Consider the following 20,891-nt stretch of genomic DNA (forward strand, 5'->3'; position numbering starts at 1 on the left):
CGGCTCGATCGGCACGCCCTCGCCGCGCCCAAGCCTGTGCGACGATGCCGCATCCCCGCCGACCCCCTGCATCCATGCGACGACAGCCGGCCTGGCTCGCGAACCTCCTCACAACCCCGCTGCTTCTCGCGGCCATGCATCCGGCGCAGGCCGACCGCTTCGTCATCGGTGTCGAGGACGTCGATTACGCCCCCATCATGAGCAGCGGCGGCAATGGCGAGTTCCGCGGCTATGTGCGCGAGATGCTCGACCTCTTCGCCCGCCGCCACGGGCACAGCTTCAACTACGTCAGCTTGCCCACCAAGCGGCTGACGGCCGAGCATGTGGCCGACCGCCTGGATGGCGTCTTTCCCGACAACCAGAGCTGGGAGGCCGAAGCCAAGCGCGGTCGCACGCTCTTCTATTCGGAGCCCGCCGTGCCGTTCCAGGACGTGGTCATGGTGCCTGCGGCCAAGCGCGACCAGCCGGTGCACAACCTTGGCATCGTGCGCGGCTACACGCCCAAGCGCTTCCTGCCCCTCGTGCAGGCCGGCAGCCTGACGCTGACCGAAGCCGGCGACCCTTCGCGGCTGATGCGCATGGCCCTGGCCGGCCGCGTCGACGGCGTGCAACTGGCCCTGCCGGTGGCGCTGTACCAGCTCAAGCAGTTGGGGCAGCCCGAGGCTCTCCTGCCCTCTGCGACGCTGCTGCCCACGCCCTACGCCTACCACTACCGGCTCTCAAGCATCCGGCATGCCGGGCTGATCGCCCAGTTCAACCGCTTCCTGCGCGACGAGCAACCCGCGCTGGCCGCCCTGCAGCGCCGCTACGGCCTGGAAGAAAAGCTCAGCCCAGCGCCGCGATGACCTCGGGCGGCGCCTGCACCAGCTCGATCAGCACGCCTTCGCCACCAATGGGGAACTCGTCGTTGCTCTTGGGGTGGATGAAGCAGATGTCGTAGCCGGCGGCGCCCTTGCGGATGCCGCCCGGCGCGAAGCGCACGCCATGGGCGCTCATCCACTCGAACGCCTTGGCCAGATCATCCACCCACAGACCCACGTGGTTCAGCGGCGTGGTGTGCACGGCGGGCTTCTTGTCGGGATCCAGCGGCTGCATCAGGTCCACCTCGACCTTGTGCGGCCCGCTGCCGATGGCGCAGATGTCCTCGTCCACGTTCTCGCGCTCGGAGACGAAGTTGCCGGTCACGCTCAGACCCAGCACGTCCACCCACAGGCGGCGCAGCGCCTGCTTGTCGGGGCCGCCGATGGCGATCTGCTGGATGCCAAGGATCCTGTAAGGCTTGCTGCTCATCACGCGAACCTCAGGATGGGCTGGTCCACCGCCAGGCTCTCGCCCGGCTTGGCCAGCACCTCGGCCACCGTCACGTCCTGCGACGCGTTGAGGATGTTCTCCATCTTCATCGCCTCGATGACGGCCAGGCGTTCGCCGGCCTGCACGGTCTGGCCCACCTGCGCGGCGAGGTGCACGAGCAGGCCCGGCATCGGCGACAACAGGAACTTGCTCGTGTCCGGCGGCGCCTTGTAGGGCATCAGTGCCTGCAAATCGGCGGCGCGCGGGCTCAGCACCGTCAGCTCGATGGAGAGGCCGCCGTGCTGGATGCGGTAGGCCAGCGGATTCTTGGCCGCGCCGCGCTCGGCCTGGGCGGTGAAGGGCTCGCCGTTCACGGTGCCGGTGATGCGTACATCGTTCAGCCGCGAGCGCGACACGATCCGGTAGTCCTTGCCGCCCACCTGCACACGCGCCTCGCCGAGAGCACCGCCGAACTCACTGATATGCATCGCATGCTGCTCGCTGCGACCACCGCCGAGGTTCACGACGGCAACATAGTCATGCTCGATCTGCACCTCGTGGCCGCGCAGCTGGCCACTGATGCCGGCCTCGCGCTCGCGCGCCTTGCGGCGGATGAAGCCGGCCAGCGCGACCAGGAAGAGCGGGTCGGCGTGCGGCACGTCCTCGGCCTTGAAGCCGCCGGCGTAATGCTGGGCGATGAAGCCGGTGTTGAAGTTGCCGGTCGCGAAGTCCGGATGAGCCAGCAGGGCCGCCTGGAAGGGGATGTTGCTGGACACGCCGCGGATGACGAAGCCGTTCAGCGCCTCGCGCATCTTGGCGATAGCCTCGGCACGGTCCTTCCCGTGCACGATGAGCTTGGCGATCATCGAGTCATAGAACATCGGGATCTCGCCGCCCTCGTAGACGCCGGTGTCCACGCGCACGCCGAAGCGCTCCGGCTCGGCCTGCGCCATGCTCGTTTCCGGCGGCTGATAGCGCACCAGGCGGCCGGTGGAGGGCAGGAAGTTGCGGAACGGGTCTTCCGCGTTGATGCGGCATTCGATGGCCCAGCCATCGCGCCTGATCTGGTCCTGCGTGAACGACAACGGCTCGCCGGCGGCGACGCGGATCATCTGCTCGACGAGGTCCAGGCCGGTGATGCACTCGGTGACCGGGTGCTCGACCTGCAGCCGGGTATTCATCTCCAGGAAATAGAAGTCCTGGTCCTTGCCGACGACGAACTCCACCGTGCCGGCACTCTGGTACTTCACGGCCTTGGCCAGGGCGACGGCCTGCTCGCCCATGGCCTTGCGCGTGGCCTCGCTGATAAAGGGCGACGGCGCTTCCTCGATGACCTTCTGGTGGCGGCGCTGGATGGAGCACTCGCGCTCGTGCAGATAGACGACGTTGCCTTGCGAGTCGCCGAGCACCTGGATCTCGATGTGGCGCGGCTGCTCGACGAACTTCTCCATGAAGACGCGGTCGTCGCCGAAGCTGTTGCGCGCCTCGTTGCGGCAGGACGTGAAGCCCTCGAAGCATTCCTTGTCGTTGAAGGCCACCCGCAGGCCCTTGCCGCCGCCGCCGGCGCTGGCCTTGATCATGACGGGGTAGCCGATGCGCTTGGCGATCTCTACCGCCTCTTCCGCCGACAGGATGGGTTCGTTGTGGCCGGGAATGGTGCTGACGCTGGCCTCGTTGGCCAGCTTCTTGGAAGCGATCTTGTCGCCCATCGCCGCGATGCTGTAGTGCTTGGGCCCGATGAAGACGATGCCCTCCTCCTCGCAGCGCCGGGCGAAGTCTTCGTTCTCGGACAGGAAGCCATAGCCGGGGTGCAGCGCCTGCGCGCCGGTCTGCTTGCAGGCGGCAATGATCTTGTCGGCGACGAGGTAGCTCTCGCGTGACGGCGCCGGGCCGAGCAGCACGGCCTCGTCGGCCAGCTCGACATGGCGGGCATCCTTGTCGGCTTCCGAATACACGGCGACGGTGGCGATGCCCATCTTCCTTGCCGTGGCAATCACGCGGCAAGCGATCTCGCCACGGTTCGCAATCAGGATCTTCGTGAACATGCAGTACCTCGTTATTTCGTCTTGCCCAGCAGCTTCTTGCGCTGCCCGGTGAAGTGCCACCACGGCTGGGCGGGCCCGCCGTTCATGAAGTCGTGGGCGGCCATGAAGGTGTCCAGCACGCAGGGATCGTGCAGACGGCCCTGGGCGTCGCGCAGACGGTCATAGGTCTTGAAGGGGTCCATGGCCTTCACATGCGCGGGCGTGGGCAGGCCCAGCTGGACGAGATCGGCGGCCATGGCCTTGCCGATGTTGGGGATGTCGGTGAGTTGGCGCGCTTCGGCGGCGCAGTTGGCCTTACCCATATCAGCGGTTGATGAACATCGAATAAGTGGGAGGAACCGTCGCCCGGTCAACGAACACGTATGCCGTTCCGTCGGAACACAAGTTCGCAATCTCGGCGGTGTCGCCGCCTTCAAGCTCAAGCCAGTTGTCGATCTGAAGCAGCAGGCGGCCGGGCGGAATGTCGGGCTGTGCCTGAGCGCCGTTCGCCGTCCAGTAAGGCACACCACCGCTCTTCGTTCGCCAGGCGCTCGCCCAATCGTGCGGATGCGCGATGTCGCCGGGCAGGTCGTCAAACGCGCCGTAGCTATAGAACGCCGCTTCCAGCTCGGGCGGTGCGCCGTCGTCCTTCGCGTCCCAGCCAACGATGCCGATCTCGCGCAGCAACGTGGGCGGCGGGCCGTCGTGAGCGGGCGGCGTCATCGCGCCGTCTCCAAGCTCCGCACGGAGAATCTCCAAAACGACGTTCGCGCCACCGTCGTGCTCCCAAAAGCTGCAGACGTCGTCACCCTCGCACTTGAAGATGAACAACACGCGGCCTTCGCCGATGGGCATGGCCTGCGGCTCGTGCGGCAACTGAGCCAGATGGCTCATCAGGCCGCCGCACTCTTCGCAGACTGGCCACAGGCGCTGCGGCAGCCCCCAGGGCAGGCCGCCGAATTTAGGCACGAGGCCCGGGCCCGCACCGTCGCGCAATCGCGGGTAGTGGGCAATCATGGCGCGCTCACAGCGGGATGTTCCCGTGCTTGCGCCACGGGTTCTCCAGCTTCTTGTCCTTCAGCATCGACAGGCTGCGGCAGATGCGCTTCCTCGTCTCGTGCGGCTGGATGACGTCGTCGATGAAGCCGCGCGCGCCGGCCACGAAGGGGTTGGCGAAGCGGGCCTTGTATTCGGCCTCACGCTCGGCCAGCTTGGCCGGGTCCTTCTTGTCCTCGCGGAAGATGATTTCCACCGCGCCCTTGGCGCCCATCACGGCGATCTCGGCGTTGGGCCAGGCGAAGTTGACGTCACCGCGCAGATGCTTGGAGGCCATCACGTCATAGGCGCCGCCATAGGCCTTGCGGGTGATGACGGTGATCTTGGGCACCGTGCATTCGGCATAGGCGTACAGCAGCTTGGCGCCATGCTTGATGATGCCGCCGTACTCCTGCGAGGTGCCGGGCATGAAGCCGGGCACGTCGACGAAGGTGACGACGGGGATGTTGAAGGCATCGCAGAAGCGCACGAAACGTGCGGCCTTGATGCTGCTCTTGATGTCGAGGCAGCCGGCCAGCACCAGCGGCTGGTTGGCGACGATGCCGACCGTCTGGCCTTCCATGCGGCCGAAGCCGGTGACGATGTTCTTGGCGTAGTCGGGCTGCAGCTCGAAGAAGTCGCCATCGTCCACGACCTTGAGGATCAGTTCCTTGATGTCGTAAGGCTTGTTCGGGTTGTCGGGCACCAGCGTGTCCAGCGACATGTCCAGCCGGCTGGCGGGGTCACCACTCGGGCGGCACGGCGCCTTCTCACGGTTGGACAGCGGCAGGTAGTTGAAGAAGCGCCTCAGCATCAACAGTGCCTCGACGTCGTTCTCGAAAGCCAGGTCAGCCACGCCGCTGCGGCTGTTGTGCGTGGTCGCGCCGCCCAGTTCCTCGGCCGTCACTTCCTCGTGCGTCACCGTCTTCACGACCTCGGGGCCGGTGACGAACATATAGGAGCTGTCCTTCACCATGAAGATGAAGTCCGTCATCGCCGGCGAGTAGACGGCGCCGCCGGCACAGGGGCCCATGATCATGCTGATCTGCGGGATGACGCCGGAGGCCATCACGTTCTTCTGGAAGACGTCGGCATAACCCCCCAGCGACGCGACACCTTCCTGGATTCGCGCACCGCCCGAGTCGTTCAGGCCGATGACCGGGGCGCCGACCTTCATGGCCTGGTCCATCACCTTGCAGATCTTCTCCGCATGGGCCTCGGACAGCGCGCCGCCGAAGACGGTGAAGTCCTGGCTGAAGGCGAAGGCGAGGCGGCCGTTGATCATGCCGTAGCCGGTCACGACGCCGTCACCGGGGATCTTGTTGTCCTGCATGCCGAAGTCCACGCAGCGGTGCTCGACGAACATGTCCCATTCCTCGAAGCTGCCTTCATCGAACAGCAGCTCCAGCCGTTCGCGGGCGGTCAGCTTGCCCTTGGCGTGCTGGGCGGCGATGCGCTTCTCGCCACCGCCGAGCCGCGCACGGGCGCGCTTGGCTTCGAGTGCTTGCAGGATGTCTTGCATGTCGGTTCAACCCTCGAACGGGAAATTGATCTCCACGCCGTTGCCGGCGGGATCTTGGAAGAAGAACTGGTGCTGGCCGGTGACGGGCGAGCGGGATTCGTGGAAGGCCACGCCGCACTCGCGCAGGTGCACCGCGGTGGCCACCGGGTCGGTGCCAAAGAAGGCGGTGTGGTCGTAGGTCGTCGGCGCGGCAGGGTTCACCGGGCCGCGCAGTGGCTCATCGGCCCTCTGCGTGGACAGGTGGACTACCGGGTGGCCGCCCGCATAAAGCCAATAGCCCGGGCTGCCGAAATCGGGCCGCGGGCCTTGCTCCAGACCGAGCACGTCGCGATAGAAATCGCGCAGCGTGGCCAGCAGCTCGGCCGGTGCGCGCAGGTTGATGTGATGCAGGCCGGTGATCATGACGAAGTGTTCCTGAAGGCGGCCAGCAACTGGCGCGCGGCGGTGGAGGCCGGCGTGCGGCCTTCGCGCACGGCCGCGGTGGCGGCGTCGAGTTGAGCTTGTACGCCGGGATGCGTGACGAAGGCCAGCTTCAACCCCGACTGGATGCGCGCCCACATCCACGCCAGCGACTGCTCGCGGCGCTTGGCCGCCCAGGCGCCGCTGGCTTCACTCGCCGTGCGCAGGGCCGTCAGCGCCTCCCACACCGGCGCGATGCCGTCGGCCTTCAGCGCGCTGACCTTCATGACGCGATGGTTGGCGTGAGCATGCGTGGGCAGCAGCCGCAGCGCGGACGTGATCTGGGCCTGCGCGCGCGTGGCGGCCACGTCGTCCAGGTCGGCCTTGTTGATGACGACGAGGTCGGCCAGCTCCATGACGCCCTTCTTGATCGCCTGCAGGTCGTCGCCCGCGTTGGGCAGTTGCAGCAGCAGATAGAGGTCGGTCATGCCGGCCACGGCCGTCTCGCTCTGGCCGACGCCGACGGTCTCGACGATGACGACGTCATAGCCCGCCGCCTCGCACAGCAGCATGGCCTCGCGCGTCTTCTCGGCCACGCCGCCCAGGGTGCCACTGCTCGGGCTGGGGCGGATGAAGGCGCGCTGGTCCATGGAGAGCCTTTCCATGCGCGTCTTGTCGCCCAGGATGGCGCCGCCGGACAAGGTGCTGGACGGGTCCACCGTCAGCACCGCCACGCGGTGGCCGCGCTCCAGCAGGAACATGCCGAAGGCCTCGATGAAGGTGCTCTTGCCGACGCCCGGCACGCCGGAGATGCCCAGGCGCAGCGCACTGCCGGTGGCAGGCATCAGTGCGGTCAGCAGCACATCGGCCTGCTCGCGGTGGTCGGCCCGGGTGGACTCGATCAGCGTGATGGCCTTGGCCAGCGCACGGCGGTCGCCGGCTTGCAAGGGTGCCGCGAGGCTCACGCAGCCTCCCAGCGGTATTCGATGTCGAAGTCCTGCTCCTCGACGACCTGGAAGCCGTGGCGACGGTAGAAATCGTTGGCGCGGCTCTCGCGCAGCGCGGCCAGCGTGATCGGCAGGCCTTGCGACTTGATCTGGTCGAGCACCCAGGCGCCCACGCCCTGCCCTTGCGCGGCGGGCCGCAGATAGAGGTGATGCAGCCGCAGTTCGCCCTCGCGCGGCTCGACGGTGAAATAGCCGACGCGCTCTCCGTCCACCACAAGGTGCTGCATCCACTCCGGCCGGAACTGGCTCTTCAGCCGCGCCCGCGCCACCTCGGGGTTGAAGCGGCCGAGCCGCTCCAGGCTCTCGCGCAGCGCTTCCATGCGGATGCTGAGCATGGCCTCGAAGTCGGCGTCGGCGACAGGCGCCAGCGTCGGTGTCATCAGGCGGTCACCTGCGCGCGGATCTGCTCCAGCACGTCCTTGGCGCTGGCCGGGATGGGCGTGCCCGGACCGTAGATGCCCTTCACGCCCGCCGCGTACAGCATGTCGTAGTCCTGGGCCGGAATCACGCCGCCCACGAACACGATGATGTCGTCCGCGCCCTGCTTCTTCAGCTCGGCAATGATGGCCGGCACCAGCGTCTTGTGGCCGGCCGCCAGCGTCGAGATGCCCACCGCATGCACGTCGTTCTCGATGGCCTGGCGGGCGCATTCCTCGGGGGTCTGGAACAGCGGGCCGATGTCGACGTCGAAGCCCAGGTCCGCAAAGGCGGTCGCGACGACCTTGGCGCCGCGGTCGTGGCCGTCCTGGCCCAGCTTGGCGATCATCACGCGCGGACGCCGGCCTTGATCGTCACCAAAGGCGGCGATCTCCGCCTGCAGCTTGGCCCAGCCTTCGGCCGAGTCGTAGGCGGCCGCGTAGACACCGCTGACCTTGTGCGTGTCGGCGCGGTGGCGGCCGAAGACGGCTTCCAGCGCGTCGGAGACTTCGCCCACCGTCGCACGCAGGCGCACGGCCTTGATGGAGAGGTCGAGCAGATTGCCTTCACCCGTCTCGGCGGCCTGGGTCAGCGCGGCCAGTGCGGCCTGCACGGCGGCGGTGTCGCGCGCGGCCTTGATGCGGTTCAGGCGCTCGATCTGGCCGTCGCGCACCTTGACGTTGTCCACGTCCAGGATGTCGATGGGATCTTCCTTGGCCAGCTTGTACTTGTTGACGCCGACGATGACGTCCTGGCCGGAGTCGATGCGCGCCTGCTTCTCGGCCGCACTCGCCTCGATCTTCAGCTTGGCCCAGCCCGAGTCCACCGACTTGATCATGCCGCCCTGGGCGTTGACCTCCTCGATGATCTCCCAGGCCTTGTCGGCCATGTCCTGGGTGAGCTTCTCCATCATGTAGCTGCCGGCCCAGGGGTCGACGACGCTGGTGATGTGGGTCTCTTCCTGGATGATGAGCTGGGTGTTGCGCGCGATGCGGCTGCTGAACTCGGTGGGCAGGGCGATGGCCTCATCCAGCGAGTTGGTGTGCAGGCTCTGCGTGCCGCCGAAGACGGCGGCCATGGCTTCGATGGTGGTGCGCACCACGTTGTTGTACGGGTCCTGGGCGGTCAGGCTCCATCCCGAGGTCTGGCAGTGGGTGCGCAGCATCAGGCTCTTGGGGCTGGTCGCGCCGAAGCTCTTCATGATGCGGGTCCACAAGAGGCGCGCCGCACGCATCTTGGCGATCTCGAGGTAGAAGTTCATCCCGATGGCCCAGAAGAAGCTCAGGCGCGGGGCGAAGTCGTCCACGCTCAGGCCCTTGGCCATGGCCGTCTTCACATACTCCTGGCCGTCGGCCAGCGTGAAGGCCAGCTCCAGCGCCTGGTTGGCGCCCGCCTCCTGCATGTGATAGCCGGAGATGGAGATGGAGTTGAACTTGGGCATCTCCCGCGCCGTGTATTCGATGATGTCGCCGACGATGCGCATCGACGGCTCGGGCGGGTAGATATAGGTGTTGCGGACCATGAACTCCTTGAGGATGTCGTTCTGGATGGTCCCGGCCAGCTTGTCCTGCGACACGCCCTGCTCTTCCGCCGCCACCACATAACCGGCCAGCACCGGCAACACGGCGCCGTTCATGGTCATGGAGACCGATACCTTGTCCAGCGGGATGCCGTCGAACAGGATCTTCATGTCCTCCACCGAGTCGATGGCCACGCCGGCCTTGCCGACGTCGCCCGTCACGCGCGGGTGGTCGCTGTCGTAGCCGCGGTGGGTGGCGAGGTCGAAGGCCACCGACACGCCCTGGCCGCCGGCGGCGAGCGCTTTTCTATAGAAGGCGTTGCTCTCCTCTGCGGTGGAGAAGCCGGCGTACTGGCGGATGGTCCAGGGCCGGGCGGCGTACATGGTCGCCTGCGGGCCGCGCAGGAAGGGCTCGAAGCCGGGCAGTGTGTCGGCGTACGGCAGATCCGCCACGTCGGCAGCGGTGTAGAGCGGCTTGACCGTCAGCCCCTCGGGCGTGACCCAGTTCAGCGCAGCCACGTCCCCACCGGGGGCCGACTTGGCCGCAGCTTTGGCCCACTGATCCAGCGTGGCAGTCTTGAACTCCGGGGCGTCCCCCCTGCTGCTGTGATCCTGGCTGCCGTCCGACATCGAAACTCTCCTGTAACTGGGCCAGCATCTTAGCCGACCGATTATTCATAATTATGAATTCAGAATCGCTACACTCGGCCGCTATGCCCGGTTCGCTCGACCACGCCCCCCTCGCCGCCTCCGCTCTGTATGAGCAGGTGGCCGACCGGCTGCGCCAGCAGATCCTGGCGCGGGAGTTGGAGCCTGGGTCCTGGATTGATGAACTCAAGCTCTGCGCCGAACTGGGCATCAGCCGCACACCCATGCGCGAGGCGCTGAAGGTGCTGGCCTCCGAAGGCCTGGTGACGATGAAGCTGCGCCGCGGTGCCTATGTGACGGAGATGAGCGAGCGGGACGTGCGGGAAGCCTATCAACTGCTTTCCCTTCTAGAAAGTGACGCCGCCGCCGAAATCGCCACCCAGGCGACCGACGCCGAACTGAACGAGCTGGGCGAACTGCATCGGGCCCTGGAAGAGGCTTTGCCCGACCGGGACGCCTTCTTCGCCGCCAATGAACGCTTCCACCTGCGCGTGCTGGAGATCGACGGCAACCGCTGGCGGCTGCAGATCGTGGGCGACCTGCGCCGGCTGATGAAGCTCAACCGCCACCATTCGCTGTTCCGGGAGGGACGGCTGGCGGAGTCTTTGGACGAGCACCGCGCCATCGTGAAGGCGCTGCTGTCGCGGGATGCGACGGCCTGCCGGGCCCTGGTCAAAGCCCATTTTTGTAACGGCCTGAGCGCGACGCAGACAGCCTAGCGAAAGCAAATGGGGCGGCCGTGAACTGCCACCGAAAGCCCGCCCTTATCGGCTCGTGAATTCGCTAAGTGCTTACTAGCATAGCGATTACTGGGAAAACCACCCCCGGTCTGAGTGTTCGGACCGGGAGCGGCAGGCCAGATTTCGAGCCCCAAGGGCCGATTTGAGACTTTGTTCCTCAAGTCAAGCCCAAGGGTCCCGATAACCGATCGAAGCACTTGAAATCTAGGGATACGAGTCCGCCATGAGAACGGCGGGTTTTCCCGGATTCAGCCCGCTGCAGGGCCGGACAGGGATGGTCTGGCAGGCCCCGCAGACAACGAGATAGCGCCCCGCGTCGAGGCCCCCATTCGACGCAGGCCGTCGCCTTTCACGAGGCGGTGGCCGTCAGCACAGCAGGTAAAAACCATGGCAAGCATCGTCCCCTTTATTCCGGTTTCGAAGATCCCCGGCCTGACGACGACGACGATCCGGGACTTCACGACCGAGGACTGGGCTGCCTTCAGCACCGACCAGCTGATCGCGCTGACCACCGTGCAGGCCGCTGTGATCACCTCCAGCGGCCTTTCTGTCTTGAGCAGCGACCAGCTCCGGTCCTTCCAGACCGAAGACCTGCGCGCCATCTCGACCGCTGCCATCGGCGGCTTCAATTCCGACCAGATCGGCGTCCTGACGACCGACCAGTTGCAGGCCCTGAGCACCGGCCAGATCCTGCAGCTCAGCACCGCCCAGTTGCGCGGCTTCAACGCCGCCGACATGGTGGCCCTGACGACCGCCCAGGTCGGTGCGCTGACCTCGGCCCAGGCCAAGGGCTTCTCGACGGATCAACTGTCGTCGCTGGAAGCGAGCGACGTCCGCTACATCACCACCGCGGCGCTGCGCGCCCTGAGCAGCACCCAGCTGGACGGCCTGACCAGCGACCAGCTGCGCGGCCTGTCGTCCAGCCAGGTCATCGCGCTGACCACCGACCAGGTCCGCACCCTGAACACGGACGACCTCAACACGCTGACGTCGGACCAGTTCAACAAGTTCTCCACCGCCCAGGTGCTGTCGCTGACGACGGCCCAGCTCAGCCACCTGACGACGGACAGCCTCAACGCGATGGGTTCTTCCCAGTTCGCCTCGCTGTCGTCCACCCAGATCGGTTCGCTGACCAGCGACCAACTGCCCAAGATGGAGACGGCCGACCTGCGCGCCGTCACCACCGCCGCGCTGCGCGGCCTCTCCTCTGACCAGATCCTGACGCTGACCAGCGACGAGGTCGCCAGCCTCAGCACCGCCCAGATCGGCTCGCTGACCACGGCCCAGGTCCAGGGCCTGACCGCCGGTGACATGACGGCACTGGACACCGCCCAGGTGGCCGTGCTGAGCTCGGCCCAGGTGCAGAACCTGTCGACCGACCAGCTGTCGGCCATCGACGCGGCCGACATGAAGTCGCTGACGACGGCCGCCCTGCGCGCGCTGTCCAGCACCCAGCTCGACGGCCTGACCAGCGACCAGCTGCGCGCCCTGTCCTCCGGCCAGATCAACTCGCTGACCACCGACCAGGTCCGCACGCTGAACACGGACGACCTGAACAGCCTGACGTCCGACCAGTTCAACAAGCTCTCCACCGCCCAGGTCGCCGTGCTGACGGCGTCCCAGCTGAGCCATCTGACGAGCGACAGCCTCAACGCGATGGGCTCGTCCCAGTTCGCGACGCTGAACTCCACGCAGTTCAGCGCGCTGACGTCTGACCAGCTGCCGACGATGGAGACGGCCGACCTGCGCGCCGTCTCGACCAATGCGCTGCGCGGCCTGAGCTCGGACCAGATCCTGACGCTGACCTCCGACGAGGTCGGCGCCCTGACGACCGGCCAGATCGCCGCGCTGACGACGGCCCAGGTCAAGGGCCTGACGGCCGGCGACATGACGGCCCTGGGCACGGCCCAGATCGCCGCTCTCGGTTCGGCCCAGGTGTCCGCACTGAACACCGACCAGCTGTCGGCCATCGACGCGGCCGACATGAAGTCGCTGAGCACGGCTGCCCTGCGCGGCCTGACCAGCACCCAGCTCGACGGCCTGACTTCCGACCAGCTGCGCGCCCTGACCTCCAGCCAGATCAACGCGCTGACGACGGACCAGATCCGCACGCTGAACACGGACGACCTAAACAGCTTCTCGTCCGACCAGTTCAACAAGCTCTCCACCGCCCAGGTCGCCGTGCTGACGACGGCCCAGCTGAGCAACCTGACGACGGACAGCCTCAACGCGATGGGTTCGTCCCAGTTCGCGACACTGAGTTCCACGCAATTCGGTTCGCTGACCAGCGACCAACTGCCCAAGATGGAGACGGCCGACCTGCGCGCCGTCACCACCGCGGCCCTGCGTGGCCTGTCTTCCGACCAGATCCTGACGCTGAGCTCCGACGAGGTGTCCAGCCTCACGACCGCCCAGATCGGCTCGCTGACGACGGCCCAGGTGCAAGGCCTGACGGCCGGCGACATGACAGCCCTGGGCACGGCCCAGATCGCCGCACTCGGCTCGGCCCAGGTGTCCGCGCTGAACACCGATCAGCTGTCGGCCATCGAAGCCGCCGACATGAAGTCGCTGAGCACGGCCGCCCTGCGTGGCTTGACCAGCACCCAGCTCGACGGCCTGACCTCCGACCAGCTGCGCGCCCTGTCCTCCAGCCAGATCAATGCGCTGTCGACGGACCAGGTCCGCACGCTGAACACCGACGACCTGAACAGCCTGACGTCGGACCAGTTCAACAAGCTGTCGACGGCCCAGGTCGCGGTGCTGACGACGGCGCAGCTGAGCAACCTGACCACCGACAGCCTGAACGCCATGGGCTCGGCCCAGTTCGCGACGCTGTCGTCCACGCAATTCGGTTCGCTGACCAGCGACCAGTTGCCCAAGATGGAGACGGCCGACCTGCGCGCCGTCACCACCGCAGCCCTGCGTGGCCTGTCTTCCGACCAGATCCTGACGCTGAGCTCCGACGAGGTGTCCAGCCTCACGACCGCCCAGATCGGTTCGTTGACGACGAGCCAGGTGCAAGGCCTGACGGCCGGCGACATGACGGCCCTGGGCACCGCCCAGGTTGGCGTGCTGAGCTCGGTACAAGCCGCGGCGCTGAACACCGACCAGCTGGCCGCCATCGAGACCGGTGACGTCCGCTTCATCAGCACCGCCGCCCTGCGCGCGCTGACCAGTACCCAACTCGACGGCCTGACCTCCGACCAGCTGCGCGCCCTGTCCTCCGGCCAGATCAACTCGCTGACCACCGCCCAGGTCAGCACGCTGAACACCGACGACCTGAACAGCCTGACGTCCGACCAGTTCAACAAGCTGTCCACGGCCCAGGTCCAGGTCCTGACGACCAACCAGCTCAGCCATCTGGCGACGGACAACCTCAACGCGATGGGCTCGTCCCAGTTCGCGACGCTGTCCTCGGCCCAGTTCGGTTCGCTGACATCCGACCAGCTGCCCAAGCTGGAGACGGCCGACCTGCGCGCCGTCACGACGGCCGCCCTGGCCGGCCTGACGTCCGACCAGATCCTGACGCTGACCAGCGACGAAGTGGGCAGCCTGTCCACCGGCCAGATCGCTTCGCTGTCGGCCACCCAGGTCAAGGGCCTGACGGCCGGCGACATGACCGCACTGAGCAGCGGCCAGGTGGCCGCGCTGAGCTCGGTACAAACCGCGGCGCTGAGCACCGACCAGCTGTCGGCCATCGATGCCGCCGACATGAAGTCCATGACGACGGCGGCCCTGCGCGCCCTGTCCAGCACCCAGATCGACGGCCTGACCAGCGACCAACTGCGCGCCCTCACCAGCGCCCAGCTGAACGCGCTGACCACCGCGCCGCAGATCGTCGGCCTGAACACCGACGACCTCAACGTGCTGACGACGGACCAGATCGCGCGCCTGTCGACGGCGCAGGTCCAGGCGCTCACGACGACGCAGCTGAGCAACCTCGTCACCGACAGCCTCAACGCGATGGGCTCGGCCCAGTTCGCGACGCTGAACTCCAGCCAGTTCGGTTCGCTGACCACCGACCAACTCTCCAAGATGGAGACGGCCGACCTGCGCTCGGTCACGACCAATGCACTGCGCGGCCTCAGCTCGGATCAAGTCCAGTCGCTGACCTCGGATGAGGTGTCCAGCCTGTCGACCGGCCAGATCGCCGCGCTGACGACGGCCCAGGTCAAGGGCCTGACCGCCGCCGACATGACGGCCCTGGGCACCGCCCAGGTGGCGGCCCTGAGCTCGGCCCAGGCCCAGAACCTGTCGACCGACCAGCTGTCGGCCATCGACGCGGCCGACATGAAGTCGCTGACGACGGCGGCCCTGCGCGCCTTGTCCAGCACCCAGCTCGACGGCCTGACCTCGGACCAGCTGCGCGCCCTCACATCGGCCCAGATCAACTCGCTGACGACCGACCAGGTCCGCACGCTGAACACCGACGACCTCAACAGCCTGACGTCCGACCAGTTCAACAAGCTCTCCACGGCCCAGGTCGCCGTGCTGACGACGGCCCAGCTGAGCAGCCTGGCCACCGACAACCTCAACGCCATGGGCTCGGCCCAGTTCGCGACGCTGAACTCGAGCCAGTTCGGTTCGCTGACCAGCGACCAACTGCCCAAGATGGAGACGGCCGACCTGCGCGCCGTCACCACCGCCGCGCTGCGCGGCCTGTCCTCGGACCAGGTCCTGACGCTGACTTCGGATGAGGTCTCCAGCCTCAGCACCGCCCAGATCGGCTCGCTGACGACCAGCCAGGTGCAAGGCCTGACGGCGGGCGACATGACGGCTCTGGGCACCGCCCAGATTGCCGTGCTGAGCTCGGCTCAGGCGGCAGCGCTGAACACCGACCAGCTCGCCGCCATCGAGACCGGCGACATCCGCTTCATCACCACGGCCGCCCTGCGCGCCCTGTCCAGCACCCAGTTGGACGGCCTCACCAGCGACCAACTGCGTGCGCTGTCGTCCAGCCAGATCACCTCGCTGACGACCGACCAGGTCCGCACCCTGAACACGGACGACCTCAACAGCCTCGCGTCCGACCAGTTCAACAAGCTGTCCACCGCCCAGATCCAGGTGCTGACGACCAACCAGCTCAGCCACCTCGGCACGGACAGCCTCAACGCCCTGGGCTCGGCCCAGTTCGCGACGCTGAATTCAGCCCAGTTCGCTTCGCTGACTTCGGATCAGTTGCCCAAGCTGGAGACGGCCGACCTGCGCGCCGTCACCACGGCCGCCCTGGCGGGTCTGTCCTCCGACCAGATCCAGATGCTGACCACCGACGAGGTGGCCGGCCTGTCGACGGGCCAGATCGCCTCGCTGTCGGCCAACCAGGTCAAGGGCCTGACGGCCGGCGACATGACGGCCCTGTCCACGGGCCAGGTCGGCGTGCTGAACTCGACCCAGGCCCAGGCGCTGAGCACCGACCAGTTGTCGGCCATCGACGCGTCCGACATGAAGTCGCTGACCACGGCCACGCTGCGTGCCCTCAGCAGCACCCAACTGGACGGCCTGACCTCGGACCAACTGCGCGGCCTCACCAGCACCCAGCTGAATGCGCTGACCACCAACCCGCAGGTCATCAGCCTCAACACCGATGACCTCAACGTCCTGACGACGGACCAGATCGCGCGCCTGTCGACCTCGCAGGTACAGGCGCTGACGACGACGCAGCTGAGCAACCTCGTCACCGACAGCCTCAACGCGATGGGCTCGGCCCAGTTCGCGACGCTGAACTCCAGCCAGTTCGGCTCGCTGACGACCGACCAGCTCTCCAAGATGGAGACGGCCGACCTGCGCTCGGTCACGACCAGCGCGCTGCGCGGCCTGTCCTCCGACCAGGTTCAGTCCCTGACCTCGGACGAGGTGTCCAGCCTCACCACCGGCCAGATCGCCGCACTGACGACGGCCCAGGTCAAGGGCCTGACCGCCGCCGACATGACGGCCCTGGGCACCGCCCAGGTGGCGGCGCTGAGCTCGGCCCAGGCCCAGAACCTGTCGACCGACCAGCTGTCGGCCATCGATGCCGCCGACATGAAGGCGATGACGACGGCCACGCTGCGCGCCCTGTCCAGCGCCCAGATCGACGGCCTGACCAGCGACCAGCTGCGTGCCCTCACCAGCACCCAGCTCAATGCGCTGACCACGGCGCCGCAGGTCATCAGCCTCAGCACGGACGACCTCAACGTGCTGACCACCGACCAGATCGCGCGCCTGTCGACCGGCCAGGTCCAGGCGCTGACGACCTCGCAGCTGAGCAACCTCGTCACCGACAGCCTCAACGCGATGGGCTCGGCCCAGTTCGCGACGCTGAATTCCGGCCAGTTCGGTTCGCTGACCACCGACCAGCTCTCCAAGATGGAGACGGCCGACCTGCGCGCCGTCACGACCAATGCGCTGCGCGGCCTGTCGTCTGACCAGGTCCAGTCGCTGACGTCCGATGAAGTCGGGTCGATGTCGACGGCACAGATCAACACGCTGACGACGGCCCAGGTCAAGGGCCTGACGGCCGGCGACATGACGGCCCTGGGCACCGCCCAGGTGGCCGCGCTGACCTCGGCGCAGGCCGCGGCGCTGAACACCGACCAGCTGTCCGCCATCGACGCCGCCGACATGAAGTCGCTGACGACGGCGGCCCTGCGCGCCTTGTCCAGCACCCAGATCGACGGCCTCACGTCGGACCAGCTGCGCGCCCTCACGTCGGCCCAGATCAACTCGCTGACGACCGACCAGGTCCGCACGCTGAACACCGACGACCTCAACAGCCTGACGTCCGACCAGTTCAACAAGCTCTCCACGGCTCAGGTCCAGGTGCTGACGACGGCCCAGCTGAGCAGCCTGGCCACCGACAACCTCAACGCCATGGGCTCGGCCCAGTTCGCGACGCTGAACTCCACGCAGTTCGCTTCGCTGACGACCGACCAGCTGCCCAAGATGGAGACGGCCGACCTGCGTGCCGTGACCACCGCGGCGCTGCGCGGCTTGTCGTCCGACCAGATCAACACGCTGACCTCCGATGAGGTGTCCAGCCTCAGCACCGCCCAGATCGGCGCGCTGACGACGGTCCAGGTGCAAGGCCTGACGGCCGCCGACATGACCGCCATGGGCACGGCCCAGATCGGCGTGCTCAGCTCGGCCCAGGCCCAGGCGCTGAACACCGACCAGCTGTCCGCCATCGAAACCGGCGACATGCGTTTCATCAGCACGGCCGCCCTGCGTGCGCTGTCCAGCACCCAGCTGGACGGCCTGACCTCGGATCAGCTGCGCGCCCTGAGCTCCGGCCAGGTCACGGCCCTGACCACCGACCAGGTCCGTACGCTGAACACCGACGACCTGAACAGCCTGTCGTCCGACCAGTTCAACAAGCTGTCGACGGCGCAAGTGCAGGTGCTGACGACCAACCAGCTCAGCCATCTGGGCACGGACAGCCTCAACGCCCTCGGCTCGGCGCAGTTCGCGACGCTGAACTCGGCCCAGTTCTCTTCGCTGACGTCCGACCAACTGCCCAAGCTCGAGACGGCCGACCTGCGCGCCGTCACGACGGCCGCCCTGGCCGGCCTGTCCTCCGACCAGATCCTGACGCTGACCAGCGATGAAGTGGCCAGCCTGTCCACCGGCCAGATCGCCTCGCTGTCCGCGGCCCAGGTCAAGGGCCTGACGGCTGCCGACATGACGGCCCTGGGCACCGCCCAGGTGGCCGTGCTCAGCTCGACCCAGGTCCAGGCGCTGAGCACCGACCAGTTGTCGGCCATCGACGCGTCCGACATGAAGTCGCTGACGACGGCGGCCCTGCGTGCCCTGTCCAGCACCCAGCTGGATGGCCTGACCTCGGACCAGCTGCGCGGCCTCACCAGCACCCAGCTGAACGCGCTGACCACCAACCCGCAGGTCATCAGCCTCAACACCGACGACCTGAACGTGCTGACCACGGACCAGATCGCGCGCCTGTCGACCGGCCAGATCCAGGCCCTGACGACCTCGCAGCTGAGCAACCTGGCCACCGACAGCCTCAACGCGATGGGCTCGGCCCAGTTCGCGACGCTGAACTCCGGCCAGTTCGCCGCGCTGACGACCGACCAGCTCTCCAAGCTGGAGACGGCCGACCTGCGCGCGGTCACGACCAATGCGTTGCGTGGCCTGAGCTCGGACCAGGTCCAGTCCCTGACCTCGGATGAGGTGTCCAGCCTGTCCACGGCCCAGGTGGCCGCGTTCACGACGGCCCAGGTCAAGGGCCTGACCGCCGCCGACATGACGGCCCTGTCCACGGGCCAGGTCGCTGCGCTGAGCTCGGCCCAGGCCCAGAACCTGTCGACCGATCAGCTGTCGGCCATCGACGCGTCGGACATGAAGTCGCTGACGACCTCGTCCCTGCGTGCTCTCTCCAGCACCCAGATCGACGGCCTGACTTCGGATCAGCTGCGCGCCCTCACGTCGGCCCAGATCAACTCGCTGACGACCGACCAGGTCCGCACGCTGAACACGGACGACCTCAACAGCCTGACGTCCGACCAGTTCAACAAGCTCTCCACCGCCCAGGTCGCCGTGCTGACGACGGCCCAGCTGAGCAATCTGACCTCGGACAGCCTGAACGCGATGGGCTCGGCCCAGTTCGCGACGCTGAACTCCAGCCAGTTCGGCTCGCTGACGACCGACCAGCTGCCCAAGATGGAGACGGCCGACCTGCGTGCCGTCACCACCGCGGCGCTGCGTGGCTTGTCGTCCGACCAGATCAACATCCTGACTTCGGATGAGGTGTCCAGCCTCAGCACCGCCCAGATCGGCTCGCTGACGACGGTCCAGGTGCAAGGCCTGACGGCCGCCGACATGACGGCCCTGGGCACCGCCCAGGTCGCCGTGCTGAGCTCGGCCCAGGCGTTTGCGCTGAACACGGATCAACTCGCCGCCATCGAGACCGGTGACATCCGCTTCCTGACCACGACGGCCCTGCGTGCGCTGTCCAGCACCCAGCTGGACGGCCTCACCAGCGACCAGCTGCAGTCGCTGACCTCGGCCCAGGTCAACTCGCTGACGACGGCCCAGCTGTCGACGATGAACAGCGACGACCTGAACGCCTTCACGACCGACCAGTTCTCGCGCATGAGCACGGGCCAGGTGCAGGCGCTGACGGCCAGCCAGATGTCGCATCTGACGACGGACGACCTGACCGCCCTCGGCACCCAGCATTACGCGGTGATGAGCTCGGCCCAGTTCGGCGCGCTGACGACCGACCAGCTGCCCAATCTGCAGACGGCCGACCTGCGCGCGGTGACGACGGCGGCCCTGTCCGGCCTGAACTCCGACCAGATCGCCTCGCTGCAGACCGAGCACGTCGCGGCGCTGAGCACGGCACAGGTGATGTCGCTGACCACCGCCCAGATCAAGGGCCTGGACGCCAGCGACATGACGGCCATGGGCTCGGCCCAGATCGCCGTGCTGACGACGGCCCAGGTGAATTCGCTGTCCACCGACCAGATCGTGGCCATCGATTCCGACGACCTGGCCAAGCTGACCTCGGCCTCGCTGCAGGCCATCACCAACACCCAGCTGGGTGCGCTGACGACCGACCAGCTGACCGGTCTGGGCAGCCGCGTCTCGGTGCTGACGACCGGCCAGATCAACAACCTGGCCACCGATGACCTGAACGCCTTCACGAGCGCCCAGTTCGCGGCCCTGACGACCAACCAGGTCAAGGCCTTCACGAACGCCCAGGTCGCGGCGCTGGAGACCGACGACCTGCGCGCGCTGACCACGGCCCATGTCGCCGCGATGAGCAATGCGCAGATCCAGGCCATCACCAGCGACCAGTTCGGCACGCTGAAGGCCACGCAGATCACGGCGCTGACGACGGCACAGGCCGCGGCCCTGACGACGGACCAGGTCCACAGCCTGACGACGGACCAGATCTCGGGCCTTGAAACCCGCGACATCTCCGCCATGAGCATGGCCCAGCTCGACGCGCTGCAAGGCACGACCTTCGGCGAGATGAGCGCGGCGCAGATGAACGCCTACTTCAACGTCACGCCCATCGTGCTGGACCTGGACGGCCATGGCGTCAACACGCTGGCGGCGGCCCAGGGCGTCAACTTCGACCTGCTGGGCACCGGCCAGAGCCACAAGGTGGGCTGGGTGGCCGGCGGCGACGGCCTGCTGGTGATGGACCGCAACCACGACGGCCTCATCAACAACGGCGGCGAGCTCTTCGGCATGGGCACCGTGCTGGCCAATGGCAAGCACGCCAAGGACGGCTATGTGGCCATGGCCGAGCAGGACAGCAACCACGACGGCAAGCTCGACAGCCACGAC

Annotated in this window: 12 protein-coding genes; 3 read left to right on the plus strand and 9 right to left on the minus strand. The window is 67.2% G+C overall.

The features are described from left to right. The first annotated feature begins 74 nt into the window (after positions 1–74). Positions 75–845, plus strand: a complete 771-nt coding sequence (locus AC1D2H_RS09135; protein WP_478010707.1) for a substrate-binding periplasmic protein — start codon at positions 75–77, stop codon at positions 843–845. On the opposite strand, the gene AC1D2H_RS09140 is transcribed toward AC1D2H_RS09135, so the two are convergent. Genes AC1D2H_RS09140 through scpA form a run of 9 tightly spaced genes read right to left on the minus strand, consistent with a single transcriptional unit; the run spans position 826 to position 9,843 of the window. Beyond that, the gene (locus AC1D2H_RS09140; protein ID WP_478010708.1) at positions 826–1,290 is read right to left on the minus strand and encodes a VOC family protein; all 465 of its coding nucleotides are present in this window, start codon (positions 1,288–1,290) and stop codon (positions 826–828) included. The two genes, AC1D2H_RS09135 and AC1D2H_RS09140, sit on opposite strands and share 20 nt — an antisense overlap. After that, complete coding sequence (gene accC, locus AC1D2H_RS09145) at positions 1,290–3,335, minus strand: acetyl-CoA carboxylase biotin carboxylase subunit (protein ID WP_478010709.1); 2,046 nt, start codon at positions 3,333–3,335, stop codon at positions 1,290–1,292. The genes AC1D2H_RS09140 and accC overlap by 1 nt, the downstream gene beginning before the upstream one ends. Before the next feature lie 11 nt (positions 3,336–3,346). Next, the gene (locus AC1D2H_RS09150; RefSeq protein WP_478010710.1) at positions 3,347–3,637 is read right to left on the minus strand and encodes a helix-hairpin-helix domain-containing protein; all 291 of its coding nucleotides are present in this window, start codon (positions 3,635–3,637) and stop codon (positions 3,347–3,349) included. Between the two features lies 1 nt (position 3,638). Next, positions 3,639–4,331, minus strand: coding sequence for a YwqG family protein (locus tag AC1D2H_RS09155; protein ID WP_478010711.1), 693 nt, complete (start codon positions 4,329–4,331; stop codon positions 3,639–3,641). 7 nt (positions 4,332–4,338) lie between these two features. Then, on the minus strand, positions 4,339–5,871 hold the full coding sequence (locus AC1D2H_RS09160) for an acyl-CoA carboxylase subunit beta (RefSeq protein WP_478010712.1): 1,533 nt from the start codon (positions 5,869–5,871) through the stop codon (positions 4,339–4,341). A 6-nt stretch (positions 5,872–5,877) separates the two neighbouring features. After that, a complete protein-coding gene (locus tag AC1D2H_RS09165) occupies positions 5,878–6,273 on the minus strand; it encodes a VOC family protein (RefSeq protein WP_478010713.1) in 396 nt (131 codons plus the stop codon). Then, on the minus strand, positions 6,270–7,235 hold the full coding sequence (gene meaB / locus AC1D2H_RS09170) for a methylmalonyl Co-A mutase-associated GTPase MeaB (protein WP_478010714.1): 966 nt from the start codon (positions 7,233–7,235) through the stop codon (positions 6,270–6,272). The genes AC1D2H_RS09165 and meaB overlap by 4 nt, the downstream gene beginning before the upstream one ends. Beyond that, positions 7,232–7,657, minus strand: a complete 426-nt coding sequence (locus tag AC1D2H_RS09175) for a GNAT family N-acetyltransferase (RefSeq protein ID WP_477933980.1) — start codon at positions 7,655–7,657, stop codon at positions 7,232–7,234. Before AC1D2H_RS09175 ends, meaB begins: the two co-directional genes overlap by 4 nt. Continuing rightward, positions 7,657–9,843, minus strand: coding sequence for a methylmalonyl-CoA mutase (gene scpA, locus AC1D2H_RS09180; protein ID WP_478010715.1), 2,187 nt, complete (start codon positions 9,841–9,843; stop codon positions 7,657–7,659). Before scpA ends, AC1D2H_RS09175 begins: the two co-directional genes overlap by 1 nt. A gap of 83 nt (positions 9,844–9,926) precedes the next feature. On the opposite strand from scpA, the gene AC1D2H_RS09185 reads away from it, so the two are divergent. Both AC1D2H_RS09185 and AC1D2H_RS09190 read left to right on the plus strand, forming a co-directional pair. Continuing rightward, entirely contained in the window at positions 9,927–10,580 is a 654-nt protein-coding gene (locus tag AC1D2H_RS09185; RefSeq protein WP_478010716.1) for a GntR family transcriptional regulator, read from the plus strand. A 408-nt stretch (positions 10,581–10,988) separates the two neighbouring features. Further along, positions 10,989–20,891 (plus strand): hypothetical protein (locus AC1D2H_RS09190; RefSeq protein ID WP_478010717.1); only part of this gene is annotated, 9,903 nt, incomplete at its 3' end.

The organism is Roseateles sp. P1_C1_2 (assembly GCF_056406535.1).